This is a genomic window from Streptomyces atriruber (assembly GCF_001418325.1).
Lineage (GTDB): Bacteria > Actinomycetota > Actinomycetes > Streptomycetales > Streptomycetaceae > Streptomyces > Streptomyces atriruber.
Genome location: NZ_LIPN01000226.1, coordinates 1 through 15,842, shown reverse-complemented (window position 1 = coordinate 15,842; position 15,842 = coordinate 1). Strand labels below are relative to the sequence as shown.

Annotated in this window: 13 protein-coding genes and 1 riboswitch; of the genes, 6 read left to right on the top strand and 7 right to left on the bottom strand. The window is 70.4% G+C overall.

Going from position 1 to position 15,842, the window contains the following annotated elements:
- The first annotated feature begins 152 nt into the window (after nt 1–152).
- Nucleotides 153–1,433, top strand: coding sequence for an esterase/lipase family protein (locus AOK03_RS23240; protein ID WP_107098076.1), 1,281 nt, complete (start codon nt 153–155; stop codon nt 1,431–1,433).
- Between the two features lie 86 nt (nt 1,434–1,519).
- Here the strand turns inward: AOK03_RS23240 and groL are convergent, their stop codons facing one another.
- The 4 genes from groL to thrC all read right to left on the bottom strand — a co-directional run bounded on the left by groL (nt 1,520) and on the right by thrC (nt 5,741).
- A complete protein-coding gene (gene groL, locus AOK03_RS23235) occupies nt 1,520–3,145 on the bottom strand; it encodes a chaperonin GroEL (RefSeq protein ID WP_055567268.1) in 1,626 nt (541 codons plus the stop codon).
- Nucleotides 3,146–3,463: 318 nt separating this feature from the next.
- Nucleotides 3,464–3,667, bottom strand: coding sequence for a cold-shock protein (locus AOK03_RS23230; RefSeq protein ID WP_005315736.1), 204 nt, complete (start codon nt 3,665–3,667; stop codon nt 3,464–3,466).
- A 418-nt stretch (nt 3,668–4,085) separates the two neighbouring features.
- Nucleotides 4,086–4,361, bottom strand: a complete 276-nt coding sequence (locus AOK03_RS23225; protein WP_055567267.1) for a MoaD/ThiS family protein — start codon at nt 4,359–4,361, stop codon at nt 4,086–4,088.
- Between the two features lie 84 nt (nt 4,362–4,445).
- Nucleotides 4,446–5,741 (bottom strand): threonine synthase, encoded by a 1,296-nt coding sequence (gene thrC / locus AOK03_RS23220; RefSeq protein ID WP_055567266.1) that lies wholly within the window; start codon nt 5,739–5,741, stop codon nt 4,446–4,448.
- A gap of 17 nt (nt 5,742–5,758) precedes the next feature.
- Nucleotides 5,759–5,887, bottom strand: a riboswitch (SAM riboswitch).
- A gap of 155 nt (nt 5,888–6,042) precedes the next feature.
- On the opposite strand from thrC, the gene AOK03_RS23215 reads away from it, so the two are divergent.
- The 4 genes from AOK03_RS23215 (at nt 6,043) to AOK03_RS23200 (ending at nt 12,274) form a co-directional block, all read left to right on the top strand.
- Nucleotides 6,043–6,987, top strand: coding sequence for a glucosyl-3-phosphoglycerate synthase (locus AOK03_RS23215; RefSeq protein ID WP_055567265.1), 945 nt, complete (start codon nt 6,043–6,045; stop codon nt 6,985–6,987).
- 80 nt (nt 6,988–7,067) lie between these two features.
- Nucleotides 7,068–9,167 (top strand): DUF7927 domain-containing protein, encoded by a 2,100-nt coding sequence (locus tag AOK03_RS23210; RefSeq protein ID WP_244177713.1) that lies wholly within the window; start codon nt 7,068–7,070, stop codon nt 9,165–9,167.
- Between the two features lie 98 nt (nt 9,168–9,265).
- The gene (locus AOK03_RS23205; RefSeq protein ID WP_055567263.1) at nt 9,266–10,660 is read left to right on the top strand and encodes an alpha,alpha-trehalose-phosphate synthase (UDP-forming); all 1,395 of its coding nucleotides are present in this window, start codon (nt 9,266–9,268) and stop codon (nt 10,658–10,660) included.
- 72 nt (nt 10,661–10,732) lie between these two features.
- Nucleotides 10,733–12,274 carry a right-handed parallel beta-helix repeat-containing protein gene (locus tag AOK03_RS23200; protein ID WP_157869047.1) on the top strand — a complete coding sequence of 514 codons (1,542 nt, stop codon included), beginning with the start codon at nt 10,733–10,735 and terminating at the stop codon, nt 12,272–12,274.
- On the opposite strand, the gene otsB is transcribed toward AOK03_RS23200, so the two are convergent.
- Genes otsB through AOK03_RS23185 form a run of 3 tightly spaced genes read right to left on the bottom strand, consistent with a single transcriptional unit; the run spans nt 12,241 to nt 14,671 of the window.
- Entirely contained in the window at nt 12,241–13,134 is an 894-nt protein-coding gene (gene otsB, locus AOK03_RS23195) for a trehalose-phosphatase (RefSeq protein ID WP_055567261.1), read from the bottom strand. The genes AOK03_RS23200 and otsB overlap by 34 nt on opposite strands.
- Before the next feature lie 19 nt (nt 13,135–13,153).
- Nucleotides 13,154–13,396: a DUF3263 domain-containing protein gene (locus tag AOK03_RS23190; RefSeq protein ID WP_055567260.1), complete on the bottom strand. Its 243-nt coding sequence runs from the start codon at nt 13,394–13,396 to the stop codon at nt 13,154–13,156.
- Between the two features lie 9 nt (nt 13,397–13,405).
- On the bottom strand, nt 13,406–14,671 hold the full coding sequence (locus tag AOK03_RS23185; protein WP_482256152.1) for an ABC transporter substrate-binding protein: 1,266 nt from the start codon (nt 14,669–14,671) through the stop codon (nt 13,406–13,408).
- 243 nt (nt 14,672–14,914) lie between these two features.
- Here AOK03_RS23185 and AOK03_RS23180 point away from each other — a divergent pair, with 243 nt between their 5' ends.
- Nucleotides 14,915–15,808 carry an SIS domain-containing protein gene (locus tag AOK03_RS23180; RefSeq protein WP_055567259.1) on the top strand — a complete coding sequence of 298 codons (894 nt, stop codon included), beginning with the start codon at nt 14,915–14,917 and terminating at the stop codon, nt 15,806–15,808.
- Nucleotides 15,809–15,842 lie beyond the last annotated feature (34 nt).

Sequence of the window (15,842 nt, the reverse complement as noted above, 5' to 3'; positions counted from 1 at the left end):
TCCCCGGCCCCCGCCCCTCCCCCGCCGGGGAACGGCCGAACGCGCCCTGGCCGAAAGGCCGTCGGGGGCCTGCCCCCGATCACCGCGCGTAGCGATGATGGCACCCCACGTCATCGAAGCGGCACGACCGGACACGACCGGAGGGGACCCTCATGACCGACTCCAACGAGCCCACTCAGCCCGACCTGGAGCAACTCGACGAGCGCGAGATGGCCGAGGCGATCGGGGCCGCCGCCCGCATCATCCTGGCCCCCGGCCCGAAGGAGGCGAGGGAGGCCCCCGCCGAGGCGCCCGCGCCGGACGACACGTGGGCGTTGCCGGGCGGCACCGCGTGGGTGTACCTGGCCGACCCCAAGAAGGGGCTGACCCGGCCGGTCATCATCGGCGACGGCTTCAGCTCGGGGCCCAGCGACCTCGACTTCTCCTGGCAGATCATGGAGCGCGGCCCGTACGCGTTCATCAGCGCGCTGCGCGGGCGCGGTTACGACGTCGTCCTCGTCGGCTACGACGAGCGCAGCGCCTCGATCCTGGAGAACGCGGAGGTCGTGCGGGCCGCGATCCTGGAGGCGACGGCCCGTCGTACGGGCGACCACCCGCTGACGGTGGGCGGGTTCAGCATGGGCGGACTCGTGACGCGGTACGCGCTGGCGAAGATGGAGCACGACGGCGGGCCGGAGAACGACCACCAGACCGCCCTCTACTTCTCGTACGACAGCCCGCACCGCGGCGCCTGGATCCCCATCGCGCTGCAGGCGTTCGCGCACTACATCCGCAGCCTCAACGCCGCGTTCTCGAACCAGATGAACAGCCCGGCCGCACGGCAACTGCTGTGGCAGCACATCTCGGAGTGGCGGGACAGCCCGGAGACGGACAAGGAGCGCGGCACGTTCCTCGCGGAGCTGGAGCGGGTCGGCGGGTGGCCGTCGCGGCCCAGGAAGATCGGCGTGGCCAACGGGGTGCGCATCGGGGAGAGCAACGGGATCCGCCCCGGTGAGCAGGCCTTCCACGGGAAGGGGATCGCCATCACCGGCACGCGGCTGTACACGCAGCCCGCGGGCGAGGACGAACTCGTCGCGCAGTTGCGGGTGGTGACCCTGCGCAGGCCGCACGTCAACACCTCGGGGCTGCCGGAGATCGACGGCGCCCCGGGCGGCACCCTGGAGGGCTTCGGCATCCTCGCCGACGAGCTGAACAAGGTCCCGGCCCTGATCGGCCTCCGCTCCGAGGCGGACATCCGCGAGCACTGCTTCGTGCCGACGGTCAGCGCGATCGCCCTGCGCGACATCGACACCCACGAGAAGCTGTACGAGCCGGTGACGGAGGCCGCGGCGAAGGACAGCGAGCTGGACGAATTCCGCTGCGCCTCGCAGAACGAGGGCCACACCCTGGTCACCGAGGAACTCTGCACCTGGATCCTGGACCGGCTGCCGTAGCACGGCGGAACGCCCGAGGGCGGCACCCCTTCCTGAGAAGGAGTGCCGCCCTCGGTACGTCAGGACAGTGATCAACCAGAGGCCGATCAGAAGTCCATGTCACCGCCCGGCATGCCACCCGGGGCGGCGGCAGCGCCGGCCTTCTCGGGCTTGTCGGCGATGACGGCCTCGGTGGTGAGGAACAGCGCGGCGATGGAGGCGGCGTTCTGCAGGGCAGAGCGCGTCACCTTCGCCGGGTCGAGGATGCCCTCGGCGATCATGTCCACGTACTCACCGGTCGCGGCGTTGAGGCCGTGGCCGACGGTGAGGTTGCGGACCTTCTCCACGACGACGCCACCCTCGAGACCACCGTTGACGGCGATCTGCTTGAGCGGGGCCTCCAGCGCGAGCTTCACGGCGTTGGCGCCGGTCGCCTCGTCACCGTCGAGCTCGAGCTTCTCGAAGACCGCGGCGGCCTGCAGCAGCGCCACGCCACCACCGGCGACGATGCCCTCTTCGACGGCCGCCTTCGCGTTGCGAACGGCGTCCTCGATGCGGTGCTTGCGCTCCTTGAGCTCGACCTCGGTGGCCGCGCCCGCCTTGATGACGGCGACGCCGCCGGCGAGCTTCGCGAGGCGCTCCTGGAGCTTCTCGCGGTCGTAGTCCGAGTCGCTGTTCTCGATCTCGGCGCGGATCTGGTTCACGCGGCCCTGGACCTGGTCGCTGTCACCGGCGCCGTCGACGATGGTCGTCTCGTCCTTGGTGATGACGACCTTGCGGGCGCGGCCGAGCAGGTCGAGACCGGCGTTCTCCAGCTTGAGGCCGACCTCCTCGGAGATGACGGTGCCACCGGTGAGGATGGCGATGTCGCCGAGCATGGCCTTGCGGCGGTCACCGAAGCCCGGAGCCTTGACGGCGACGGACTTGAAGGTGCCACGGATCTTGTTGACGACCAGCGTGGACAGGGCCTCGCCCTCGACGTCCTCGGCGATGATCAGCAGCGGCTTGCCCGACTGCATGACCTTCTCCAGGAGCGGAAGGAGGTCCTTCACGTTGGAGATCTTGGAGTTGACGATCAGGATGTACGGGTCATCCAGGGCCGCCTCCATGCGCTCCATGTCGGTCGCGAAGTACGCCGAGATGTAGCCCTTGTCGAAGCGCATGCCCTCGGTGAGCTCGAGCTCGAGACCGAAGGTCTGCGACTCCTCGACCGTGATGACGCCTTCCTTGCCGACCTTGTCCATCGCCTCGGCGATGAGCTCGCCGATCTGGGTGTCGGCGGCGGAGATGGAGGCCGTCGAAGCGATCTGCTCCTTGGTCTCGACATCCTTCGCCTGCTCGAGCAGGGCGCCCGAGACGGCCTCGACGGCCTTCTCGATGCCGCGCTTGAGGGCCATCGGGTTGGCACCGGCGGCCACGTTGCGCAGACCCTCGCGCACCAGGGCCTGGGCCAGGACGGTCGCGGTCGTCGTGCCGTCACCGGCGACGTCGTCCGTCTTCTTCGCGACCTCCTTGACCAGCTCGGCGCCGATCTTCTCGTACGGGTCCTCGAGCTCGATCTCCTTGGCGATGGAAACACCATCGTTGGTGATCGTGGGGGCGCCCCACTTCTTCTCGAGGACGACGTTGCGACCCTTGGGGCCCAGGGTCACCTTGACGGCGTCGGCGAGCTGGTTCATGCCGCGCTCGAGGCCGCGCCGTGCCTCCTCGTCGAACGCGATGATCTTGGCCATGTGAAGTGGTCCTCCCGGACGCGGTGGAAACGCAAACGGACCGTGCTGGTGCCCGCGACGGACGGCCTGCAGCCCTTGTGGTTCCTTGCCCCACCCGGCCTGCGGGCCTCACCGACCCGATCCAAGTTCTGTCACTCTCACTGGGAGAGTGCTAAGCCCAATGATTAGCACTCGACCCCTGCGAGTGCAAGCGCCTCTCGCAGATACCGGACAGGCCCCTGGCCTACCCCGGACACCCCGGGCGCACACGAGGGGCCCGTACCCCGGATGGGATACGAGCCCCTCGCGATGCTTGCTTCGGTGGTCGGTCGCGCCGAGCTAGACGGCGAGCTTGACCATGTCCGCCTGCGGACCCTTCTGGCCCTGCGAGATCTCGAACTCGACTCGCTGACCTTCTTCAAGGGTGCGGTAACCGTCCATCTGGATCGCGCTGTAGTGGACGAAAACATCCGCACCACCGTCGACCGCGATGAAGCCGTACCCCTTCTCCGCGTTGAACCACTTGACGGTGCCCTGAGCCATGCCTAACTCCCCTATTACTGGCCCTTGCACAGGACCGCACTTCGCGGACCCGGGTCAGACCTCACCCCCCACTGGTAGGGGTGTGCGCCGGAACGCGTCGACCGCCGCTGAATGTATCTGTCCAACTGCCGTCTGCAACAGGTCAATCGGACGAGAATTCTGGGCACGCCCGATCGGTAATATGCGGAGAATTCAACAGAATTCAGGGCAAGTCGGGCCAGGCAAATGCCGCATAAGGATCAAATGGGCAGCGCTCTTTGGCTACTTCTTGTCGGCTCCAGGCCGACTTCGTATATGCACTCGGCACTGACGGCGAAGCACGCTTCCCAACTGTACCGCGCTCAACCATGCAGAATTGCCCCCTCCGTTTCTCTCGCGGAGGGGGCAATTCAGATAACGCAGGGTGGTTGCGTAAAGATCAGCCGCCGGCGACGGCGGGAATGATCGAGACGCCCGCGCCGTCCGGCGTGGCCGTCTCCAGGCCCTGCTCGAAACGGACGTCGTCGTCGTTCACGTACACGTTGACGAAACGGCGCAGCTTGCCCTGGTCGTCCAGGACGCGGGCGGCGATGCCGGTGTGCTTCTTCTCCAGATCGGCGATGACCTCACCGAGGTTCGCGCCCTCGGCGGCGACCTCGGACTTGCCGTCGGTGTAGGTGCGGAGAATGGTGGGGATGCGGACGTTGACGCTCATGGGATTCACCTCTGGGTACGGCCCCGTGAGGGGCGCGGGGAACTGCGCGACCAGCCACGACGGCCCCGCAGACGGAAGCGGTGCCTACTTGGCAAGACCCGCGGAGCGGAACGCGTCGAGGCTGGGCTTGATCGTGGCGGTCGCCTGAGACCTCTCGGCAACGGCATCCAGCGTCTTGAGGCCGTCGCCGGTGTTCAACACCACCGTGGTGCGGGAGGGGTCGATGAGGCCCGCCTCGACCAGCTTCTTCGTGACGCCCACCGTCACGCCGCCCGCGGTCTCCGCGAAGATCCCCTCGCTCCGGGCGAGCAGCTCGATCGCGTCGACGACCTGCTCGTCGTCGACGTCCTCCACCGCACCGCCGGTGCGCCGCGCGATGTCCAGGACGTACGGCCCGTCGGCCGGGTTGCCGATCGCCAGCGACTTGGCGATCGTGTTCGGCTTCTGCGGGCGGACCACGTCCTGGCCCGCCTTGAAGGCCGCCGACACCGGCGAGCAGCCCTCGGCCTGCGCGCCGAAGATCTTGTAGGGCTTGTCCTCGACGAGGCCGAGGGCGATGAGCTCCTTGAGCCCCTTGTCGATCTTCGTGAGCTGCGAGCCGGAGGCGATCGGGATGACCAGCTGGTCGGGCAGCTCCCAGCCGAGCTGCTCGCAGATCTCGTACGCGAGGGTCTTGGAGCCCTCGCCGTAGTACGGCCGCAGGTTGACGTTGACGAAGCCCCAGCCCTCGCCCAGCGGGTCGCCGATGAGCTCGGAGCAGAAGCGGTTCACGTCGTCGTAGTTGCCCTCGATGCCGACGAGCTCGCCGCCGTAGACCGCGGCCATGACGACCTTGCCCTGCTCCAGGTCGTGCGGGATGAACACGCAGGAGCGGAAACCGGCGCGGGCCGCGGCGGCGCCGACGGCGCCCGCGAGGTTGCCGGTGGAGGAGCACGACAGGGTGGTGAAGCCGAAGGCGCGCGCCGCTTCGAGCGCCTGCGCGACGACCCGGTCCTTGAAGGAGTGCGTGGGGTTGCCGGAGTCGTCCTTAACGAACAACTTGCCCTGTTGGATGCCGAGTTCCGCGGCGAGGTTGTCGGCCTTGACCAGCTTGGTCCAGCCGGGGTTCAGGTTCGGCTTGTCGGCCACGTCGGCGGGGACGGGCAGGAGGGGGGCGTAGCGCCAGATGTTGGCGGGGCCTGCCTCGATCTGCTTGCGGAGGGCTTCCGGGTCGCCGAGCGGCAGGTCGTACGCAACTTCGAGGGGGCCGAAACACTCGGCACAGGCGAAGATCGGACCGAGCGGGAACTTGGTGCCGCACTCACGGCAGGAGAGGCCGGAGGCGGGCCCGAGGTCTACGGAAGGGGTGGTGCTTTCGGTGGCGACAGTCTGCACAGCCATGGAGGCGAGGCCCTTTCTCCTCATCTTTCTCGCGACGCATCTCGCCGCAAGACGGAATTGGCACCTTCCCCACCGTGACCTCGCGGTCGGCGGGAGGGTTGCCGGGGCTTCAACGGGCCGTTTCCCTCTGCCCCTCTGGATGAGCGGTATTCGATTGTGGGTTTCAGTTGTCGATCTCAACGCGGCGGCGACCCCGACATGCGATGGTCACCGGCGTTGTTCAAGACTGTAACCGAAGCCCCGGACCCTTGAGATAGTCGTCCGAACCGCGAGATGGATCACATACGGGAGGACCACGACCGTGCTGGAAGAGGTCGAGCACTGGCTGAGCAGGCGTTCCTGGTCCGTCGCCGACCGCCCGCGGGACCGGCTGGCCGCCGCCAAACGGGCGGGCGGCGCGTCGGTGAGCGTCGTGCTGCCCGCGCTCGACGAGGAGGGGACGGTCGGCGAGATCGTCGCCGAGATCCGCCGTGAGCTGATGGAGAAGGTTCCGCTGGTCGACGAGCTCCTGGTGATCGACTCCGGCTCCACGGACCGCACGGCCGAGGTCGCCGCGGCGGCGGGCGCCAAGGTCGTCCACCGTGACGCGATCCTGCCGAGCGTGCCGGCGGTCCCGGGCAAGGGCGAGGTGCTGTGGCGCTCGCTGCTGGTGACGGGCGGCGACATCGTGGCGTTCGTCGACGCGGACCTGAAGGACTTCTCGGCGGACTTCGTCTCGGGCATCGTGGGCCCGCTGCTCACCGACCCCGACGTGGCGTTCGTGAAGGCGATGTACGACCGGCCGCTGGCCGGGGCCGCCGGGCAGGGCGGCCGGGTCACGGAGCTGATGGCGCGGCCGCTGCTCAACATGCACTGGCCGCAGTTGGCCGGATTCGTACAGCCGCTGGGCGGTGAGTACGCGGCCCGCAGGTCGCTCCTGGAGCGGCTGCCGTTCCCCGTCGGGTACGGCGTGGAACTGGGCCTGCTCGTCGACGCGCTGCACACCGTGGGCCTGGACGCGCTGGCGCAGGTCGACGTGGGGGTGCGCAGGCACCGGCACCAGGACGGGCAGGCGCTCGGGCGGATGGCGGCGGCGATCTACCGGACGGCGCAGCTGCGGCTCGCGCGCGGCCATCTCGTACGTCCCGAGCTCACGCAGTTCGTCCGTGGCGAGCACGGGTTCGAGCCGAGGACCCATCCGGTGGACACGGAGGAGCGGCCACCCATGGCCGATATCGCCGAGTATGCGCGGCGTCGCGTGGCGTAACCGCCGGATATCATGCGTTTTGCCTACATTTCCCTTTTATGTGGGTCAGACGTATGTGGGCACGAGATGCCATGAGAGCCATGCGGCGAGCGGGCGGACTGACGCTCGCCACCGCCACCGTCGCCGCCGGGGTGCTCACCGCGACCGCGACACCCGCTTCCGCGGAGGTCATCGAGCCCTTCGCGAAGCGCTACGACGAATCGCTGTACGGGGACTTCAAGACCATCGGCAACACGGTCCTCGACTGCCCGACGAGCCCCGCCGACGTGGCCGCCTCCTGCAAGGAGACCCAGCAGGCCAAGGGCACGAAGAACAACAACAACTTCATCGAGCGCCGCATCGACACCGCTGGCCTGACCGGCACCTTCGACTCCAGCACCGGCAGGGTGGCCATCCCGCCGGGCGCCCGGGTCGACTACGCGCGCCTGTTCTGGGGCGGCAACGCGGGCACGCACCGCTTCGGCAGGACCGTGCGCGACATCTGCGACCTCAACCGCGAGGGCAACAAGCCCGTCGACCCGGCGCCCGGCGACCCGCTCACCACGAGCCCGGTCATCCGCGTCGGCGGCGGCGCCCAGTCCACGGTGAACGTCGAGAACGCGGTCCGCTCCCCGAACGCGACGCAGGGCCCGCACTACTACACCGCCGAGGCCGACGTCACCGACGCCTTCCGGGGCGCGCCCACCGGCAGCCCCGTCGAGGTCGCCGTCGGCAACGTCTGGGCGCCGTCCGGCCAGGGCTGCGTCGGCGGCTGGTCGCTGACCGTCGTCTACAAGTACGACGGGCCGAACGAGCAGTACGCGCCGGACCGCCGCAACGTCTACATCTGGGGCGGCCACGTCATCCAGCGCTCGACCAGGCGCGCCGCGGCCCCGGACGGCTCCACCACCGTCCCCGTCGACGGCTTCTACCGCACCGCGGGCGACATCCACGCCAGCGTGACCGCGTACGAGGGCGACTGGAACACCAAGGGCGACCGGTTCCTCGTCGACGGCAAACCGGTCACCGAGCCGCACTCCGGCAAGGCCGACAACTTCTTCGTCAGCGAGGACGACGGCGCGGTCGATCCCAAGTACCGCAACAACCTGAGCATCGACGCCAAGGCGTTCGAGGTGCCGGACGGGGCGATCCCCGTGGGCGCCGAGTCGGCGAAGCTGACCTTCACCAGCACCGGCGACGTGTACGTCCCCTCCCAGCTGGCGCTCTCCGTGCCGGTGCCCGACCTGGAGGTCACCAAGACCGCCTCGCCCGCGAAGGTGCAGCCGGGCGACAAGCTGACGTACACGGTCAAGGCGAAGAACATCAGCAAACTGCCCTACCCCGGCGCGAAGTTCAGCGACGACCTGAGCGGCAACCTCGACGACGCGACGTACAACCACGACGCGAAGGCCTCGACCGGAACCGTCTCGTACACGAAACCGAGGATCGGCTACGTCGGGGACATCGGCCCCGGCGAGACCGCGACCGTCACGTACTCGGTCACCGTCGACGATCCGGTCGGCGGCGACGGCAAGCTGCTCAACAACGTCGACGTCCTGACCCCGCGCTCCAACTGCGACAAGGGCAGCACCGACCCGAACTGCACGTCCGAGCCGGTCATCGACCTGCCCGAGCCACCGGTCGTCGTGGGCAGCTCCCCCGCCCGCCGGGTCGTCCCCCCGTGCGGCTCGACCACGAACACGATCACCGTGCGCAACCCCTCGCGCGACCCCCGCATCGGCGCCACCGCGTCCTGGCCCGTGCGGCCCGGCACCAAGCCCGTCGCCAGCGCGGGCAGGATCACCAAGCGGGGCTCCGCCTACGTGTGGCAGGGCAACGTCCCCGCCAAGGGCAAGGTCACCATCACCCAGCGGGTCAAGGTGTCCTGCACCCCCGGCAAGGTCACCGTCATCACCGTGACGGCACCGGGCAGCAACTGCGCGAAGACCAGGCGCGGCGGCGACGACCCCTGCACCTCGGCGATCCTCGCCCGGCGGGTCCAGGGACGGCCCGCACCGGCGGCGGAACAGCCCGGACAGCCGCAGCCCGGACCGCGGCAGAACGGCGGGCAGCAGGACGCCGCGCGCGGTGAGCTCGCCGCGACGGGCCACTCCCCGACCCTGCTCTACAGCGGGGCCGCGGCCGCGCTGTGCGGGTTCGGCGTGCTCGCACTCGTCGCGTCACGCGGACGCCGCGACTGACCCGCCCCGCACGACGGCGTACGGCGGCCGGACCCCCTTCCCGGGGAGTCCGGCCGCCGTACGTTTGAGCGTTTCCGGGACGGGCTACGTTCTGCCACATGGTCTCCGAGTCCGCACCGTCAGCAGCACACGTCCTCGTCGCGTCCAACCGCGGCCCCGTCTCGTACACCGTGGGAGAGGACGGGGAGCTCAGCGCCAAACGTGGCGGTGGCGGGCTGGTCTCCGGACTCAGCGCCATCGGCGACGACGCCGACGCCCTGTGGATCTGCGCGGCGCTCGGCGACGGCGACCGCGAGGCGGTGCGGCGCGGCGTCGGGGAGCCCGGCGTGCGGATGCTGGACATCGACGCGGCCGTCCACGCGGACGCGTACAACGGCATCGCGAACTCGGTGCTGTGGTTCGTCCACCACATGCTCTACCAGACACCGCTGGAACCGGCCTTCGGACCGGAGTTCCGCGCGCAGTGGACGGCGTACGAGACGTACAACCGGGCGTTCGCCGAGGCGCTGGCCCAGGAGGCGGCGCCGGGGGCGGCGGTCCTGGTGCAGGACTACCACCTGGCGCTGGTGCCGGGCATGCTCCGCGAGCTCCGCGAGGACCTGCGCATCGGCCACTTCTCGCACACCCCGTGGGCGCCCGCCGACTACTTCCGGATGCTCCCCGACGACGTGGCCGAACAGCTGCTGCGCGGGATGCTCGGCGCGGACCGGCTCGGCTTCCTCACCGGGCGGTGGGCGGACGCGTTCACCGAGTGCTGCGTGCGGGTCGTCGGCGGCACGTCGGGCACCCGGATCGGGGTGCACGGGCTCGGCGCGGACGCGGACTTCCTGCGGGAGCGGTCGCGGCGGGACGACGTCGAGGAGCGGATGCGGGCGCTGCGGGAGCAGGCGGGCGAGGACCGCAGGCTGATCGTCCGGGTGGACCGCACCGAGCTGTCCAAGAACATCGTGCGCGGCCTGCTGGCCTACCGGGAGCTGCTCGACACCCGCCCCGAGTGGCGCGAGCGCGTCGTGCACGTCGCCTTCGCCTACCCCTCCCGGCAGGACCTCGCCGTCTACCGCGACTACACGCTGGAGGTCTCCCGGGTCGCCGAGGAGATCAACTCCACGTACGGGACGGACGGTTGGACCCCGGTGGTCCTGCACGTCGAGGACGACTTCGCACGCTCCCTCGCCGCCTACCGGATGGCGGACGTCGCCCTGGTCAACCCCATCCGCGACGGCATGAACCTCGTCGCGAAGGAGGTCCCCGTCGTCTCCGACGAGGGCTGCGCGCTGGTCCTCTCGCGGGAGGCGGGCGCCCACGAGGAGCTCGCCGAGGACGCCCTCTCCGTGAACCCGTTCGACGTGACGGCCACGGCCGAGGCGCTGCACGCGGGCCTCCTCATGCCGCAGGACGAGCGCGCCGAACGCACCAAGCGCCTCGCGGCGGCGGCGACCGCGCTGCCGCCCGCACAGTGGTTCCTGGACCAGCTGCGGGCGCTCACCGGCTGACCCCGGGCAGTCCAAGCACCCCTTCCGTTTGTCCATGGGCGCCGGGGCCCGGGCGTCACTACGGTCCACGGCATGACTCTGCGTCGCACGAGCATCGTGGCAGCCGTGGTCCTGGCGGCAGCGGCGGCCCCGTCGGCACCCGCCGCCTCGGGGGCCTCCGCCTTCGCCGCCTCCGCCTCCGTGAAGGCATCCACCTACTACGTCGACTGCGCCGCGGGCGACGACTCCTCGTCCGGCACCTCCGCCGGGGCGGCCTGGCGCACGGTGGCCAGGGCGAGCGGGCACACTTTCGGCCCCGGCGACCGGCTCCTGCTCAAGCGGGGCACGAGCTGCACGGGGGTGCTGGCTCCCAAAGGTGCGGGTGCGGCCGGCGCCCCCGTGCGCATCGACGCGTACGGCGGCAAGCGTGCCGCCAAGCCGCGCATCGAGGGCGGCGGCGCCCGCGCGGCCCTCCACCTGGTGAACACCGAGCAGTGGGAGATCCGGAACCTGGACCTCTCCAACACCGGCCCCGCCACCACCACCGAGCGCCGCGCGGGCCTCTACGTCCGGCTCACCGACTACGGCGTGGCCCGCCACTTCGTCGTCGACGGGGTGGACGTGCACGACGTGAACGGCGCCGACTTCAAGGACCCCGACCCCAGCGGCGGCATCCTCTTCACCGTCCAGGGCACCGCGAAACCCACCCGCTTCGACGGCGTCCGCGTCCAGAACTCCACCGTGCGCCACGTCGACCGCACCGGCATCGCCACCTCCTCCACCTGGGGCCGCGACGTCGACGGCGCCAACTGGCTCTCCACGGGAGTGCAGTTCCGGCGCAACAAGGTGGACGACGTGGGCGGCGACGGCATCGTCGTGCAGAAGGCCAGGGGCGCGCTCGCCGAGCACAACTACGTCGACGGCTTCAACATGCGCTCCGGCGGCTACAACGCGGGCCTGTGGGCCTGGCAGTCCGACGACGTGGTCTACCAGTACAACGAGGTGACCGGCGGGCACGGGACGCGCGACTCGATGGCGTACGACATCGACGGCGGCAACAACCGCAACGTCTACCGCTACAACTACAGCCACGACAACGAGGGCGGCTTCCTGCTGGTCTGCAACGCCGAGGACACGGTCAGCGACGGCAACCGCGTCCACGACAACATCAGCATCAACGACCGCAACACCGCGTCGCCCTACGCCGTGATCTCCGTCGTCTGCGGCGCCTCGACGGACACGCAGGTCTACCGCAACACGGTCGTCACCGACCGCTCCGACACCGCCCTCGTCTCCAACAACGGGCCGTCCGGCGTCACCTTCCGCGACAACATATTCGTCGGCGCGCCCGGCACGGGCTCCCCCATCAAGGACACGGTCAGCACCTACGAGGGCAACCTGTACTGGAACACCGCGCAGCCCCGCGACCCGAAGGCCGTGAACGCCGACCCGCGCCTCGTCTCCACCGCGCCGCGCATCCCCGGCGACGTACGCCTGAAGGCCGGTTCACCGGCGCGGGGCGCGGGCACGCCGACCGCCGACGGGACCACCCACGACTACTTCGGCAACCCGATCCCGAACCCGCCCAACATCGGCGCGGATCAGTCGGGTCGAGCACCGGGTCGAGCCCATTGAGCGCCGATCCACGACAGCAGCCGCACCACCCCGGCCGGGCCGTCCACCACCAGGTCGGCCCGGCCCGCCAGCTCCGCGACCTCCGAACTGCCGCTGCACACGAGCAGACCCGCGATCCCGTCCGAGCGGAGCTTCTCCACGGCACCGAACGCGGGCAGGTCGCCGAGGTCGTCCCCCGCGTAGAGCACGGACTCGGCGCCCACCTCCCGCAGGTACTCACCGAGGGCCACGCCCTTGTCCATGCCGGGCGGCCGCAGCTCCAGGACGAGACGGCCGGGCTCGACGATCAGGCCGTGCCGGGCCGCCAGCTCGCCCAGCGGCTCCCGCAGCGCCTCGAAGGCGGCCTGCGGATCCTGCGCGCGGCGCGTGTGCACCGCGACGGCCCGGCCCTTCTCCTCGGTCCAGGTGCCGCGCCAGGCGCCGATCGCGTCGAGGAACCCCGGGAGCTCGGCGCGCGCGGCCGCGACCCCGGGATGCGGCTCGGCGGCGCGCACCGTGCCGGTGACGGCGTCCCAGCGCTCGGCGCCGTAGTGCCCGAGGACGACGAGGTGCTCCAGGCCCGGCACTCCCGCGAAGCCGCCGTACCGCACGGCGACGCCCGCCGGGCGGCCCGTGACCACGGCCACCGACCGCAGGCGCGGGGCGAGCGCGGCGAGCACGGGCACCGCGTCGGGATGGGCGCGGGCCTGCTCGGGGTCGGGCACGATCGGGGCGAGCGTGCCGTCGAAGTCCAGTGCCACGACGGCCCGTTCGGGCCGGGCCAGCAGCGCGGCGAGGCCGTCGCGCCCCGCGGGCGTCTCGGGCTCGGGGCGGTCCGACGGGTCGGGCCGGTCCGACAGTGAGTACGTAGGGTCACCCATGGGCCCGACCTTAGCCGCGTCAGCGCTCGTCGCGCCGGGACTCCCGCACCCGGCGCAGCCGATTGACCGTAATCGGGTCGTGGGCGAGCGCGCGCGTGTCGTCGAGGAGGGCGTTCAGGATCTGGTAGTAGCGCACCGGAACCATCCCGAGCTCCTCGCGGATGGCACGCTCCTTGGCTCCCGGCCCCGTCCACTGCCGCCGTTCGAGCGCCAGCACGGCACGGTCCCGCGCGGAGAGCTCGTCGGACTCGTGATCGGTCATGCCAGCACGCTACTCGGCGTTCTCCTCGGTCATCGCCCGGGTCTGGATCCGGCTCAGCACCGACTTGGGGTTGCCGCCCTCGCCGACGGTCTTGCCGATGTCCTTCTTGATGTCGGCCGACACCTGCGCCCAGGACGTCTTGCCCACCGGGTACAGCTCCGAGGTCGGCAGCTCGTCGAGGAACTTGCCCAGCTCGGTGTGGCCGCGGTCCTTGGCCATCGCCTCGGACGCGGAGGTCGTCACCGGCAGGATGTCGTACTCGTTCGAGAACTCCAGCACGTTCTTCTTGCTGTAGGCGTAGTCCAGGAACTTGCCGGCCTCCTTGCGGTGGCCGTTCTGCTTGAACGCCATCATCCAGTCGGCGACACCCATCGTGGCCTGCGCCTTGCCGTTGACGCCGGGCGCCGGCACCATGCCGAACTTCACGCCCTTCTTGGCGGCCATCTTCATCAGCGTCGGGTGGCCGTTGAGCATGCCGACCTCGCCGCGCGAGAACGCCGCGAAGGCCTCGGCACGGTTCATCTCCGAGGGCGCCGTCGGGCCGGTCAGGCCCTTGCCGACGAGCTCGTCCCTGAGCCAGGCGAACGTCTTGGCGTTCTGCGGGGAGTCGATGGCGTACGAGCCGACGTTGTCGGTGTAACCGCCGCCGCCGCTGAGCATCCACATCAGCGTCTCGGCGGGCGCCTCCTCGGGGCCGAGCGGCAGCGCGTACGGGATCTTCACGCCGCGCGCCTTCAGCGCCTTCGCGTCGGACTGCAGCTCGCTCCAGCTCTGCGGGGGCGTGAGGTTCGCGTCCTTGAAGAGCTTGGTGTTGTAGAAGAGCAGCCGGGTGGAGGAGGCGAACGGCATGCCGTACTGGATGCGGTTGACCTCGCCGGCGCGCGAGAGGGGGGCCAGGAAGTCGGCCTGCGTGGCGATGGAGAGGAGCTCGTCGGCCTCGTAGAGCTTGCCCTGCGCGGCGTAGTCGGCGTACGCGCCGATCTGCGCCAGGTCGGGGGCCTCGCCCTTCTTGACCATCTCCTTGACCTCGCGGTCCACGTCGTTCCAGGAGTGGACGGTGACGTCGACCTTGATGCCGGGGTTCTCTTCCTCGAAGCCCTTGACGACCTTGTCCCAGTACTTCTGGGAGCTGTTGGCCGCGGAGTCGCCGTAGTCGGCGGCCACCAGCTTGAGGGTGACGTCGCCGGAGTCGCCGGGACCGCCGCAGCCGGCGAGCACGCCCGCCATGCCCAGTGCGGCCACCGCCGCGGTCAGTCCTGTCACGCGCCGCTGCACAGCTGTCCCACCCTCATTGCTGATCAAAAAACTACTGAACTGCGAGTTTCCCCCGAGTTCGGACACAAGGTCTACACCACCCGAGTATCACTTGTGCAACGGCACCCGCACCGGCCCCCGTGGTACCGCCGCCGGGCGGCGGACCATTGCCGCGCCCCGCCGGCGGCTGCTATGCACATGACGTTCATGCACAGCACATCGGAAATCCCGCACCAGTCCCGCACTGACGAGGAGTCTCGGCGCATGTCGCGTACCGCAGAAGAAATAGCCACCCAGCCCGCATGCTGGCGCCGGGCGGTGGAAGCGGCCGCCGCCTTCGACGGTCTGCCCCAGCCCGGTGAGCGGGTCGCCGTCACCGGATGCGGGACGTCCTGGTTCATGGCCATCGCGTACGCGACGCTGCGCGAGGCGGCGGGCCTGGGCGAGACGGACGCGTTCGCCTCCTCGGAGTTCCCGGCGGGCCGCGAGTACGACCGCGTCGTGGCGATCACCCGCTCCGGCACGACGACGGAGGTCCTCGACCTCCTGACCCGCCTCAAGGGCACGGTCCCCACGCTCGCGCTCACCGCCGACCCGAAGACCCCCGTCATGGACGCGGCGGACGCGGTGGCGGTCCTGGACTGGGCGGACGAGGAGTCGGTCGTCCAGACCCGCTTCGCGACGACGGCCTTCGCCTTCCTGCGGGCGGGCCTCGGCCACATCCCCGGCCTGAAGACGCTCGAGGAGGCGGCCGTCGACGCGGAGCTCGCGGTGACCGAGCCGCTGCCCGCGTCCGTGGTCGAAGCGGAGCAGTGGACGTTCCTCGGCCGCGGCTGGACGTACGGGCTCGCGCTCGAAGCGGCGCTGAAGATGCGGGAGGCCGCGGGCGCGTGGACGGAGTCCTACCCGGCGATGGAGTACCGCCACGGCCCCATCTCCATCACCGGCCCCGGCCGGGTGGCCTGGATGTTCGGCATGCTGCCGGACGGGCTGGCGGCCGATGTGTCCCGTGTCGGCGGTGAGCTGGTGGCCCGCCAGGAGGCGGACCCGCTCGCCGACCTCATCCGCGCGCAGCGCCTGGCGGTGGCCCTCGCGGAATCCCGGGGCTACGACCCGGACCGCCCCCGGAACCTCACGCGCAGCGTGATCCTCACCTGACCTGGCGGAGACGCCCCGCCCAACACGAACGCCC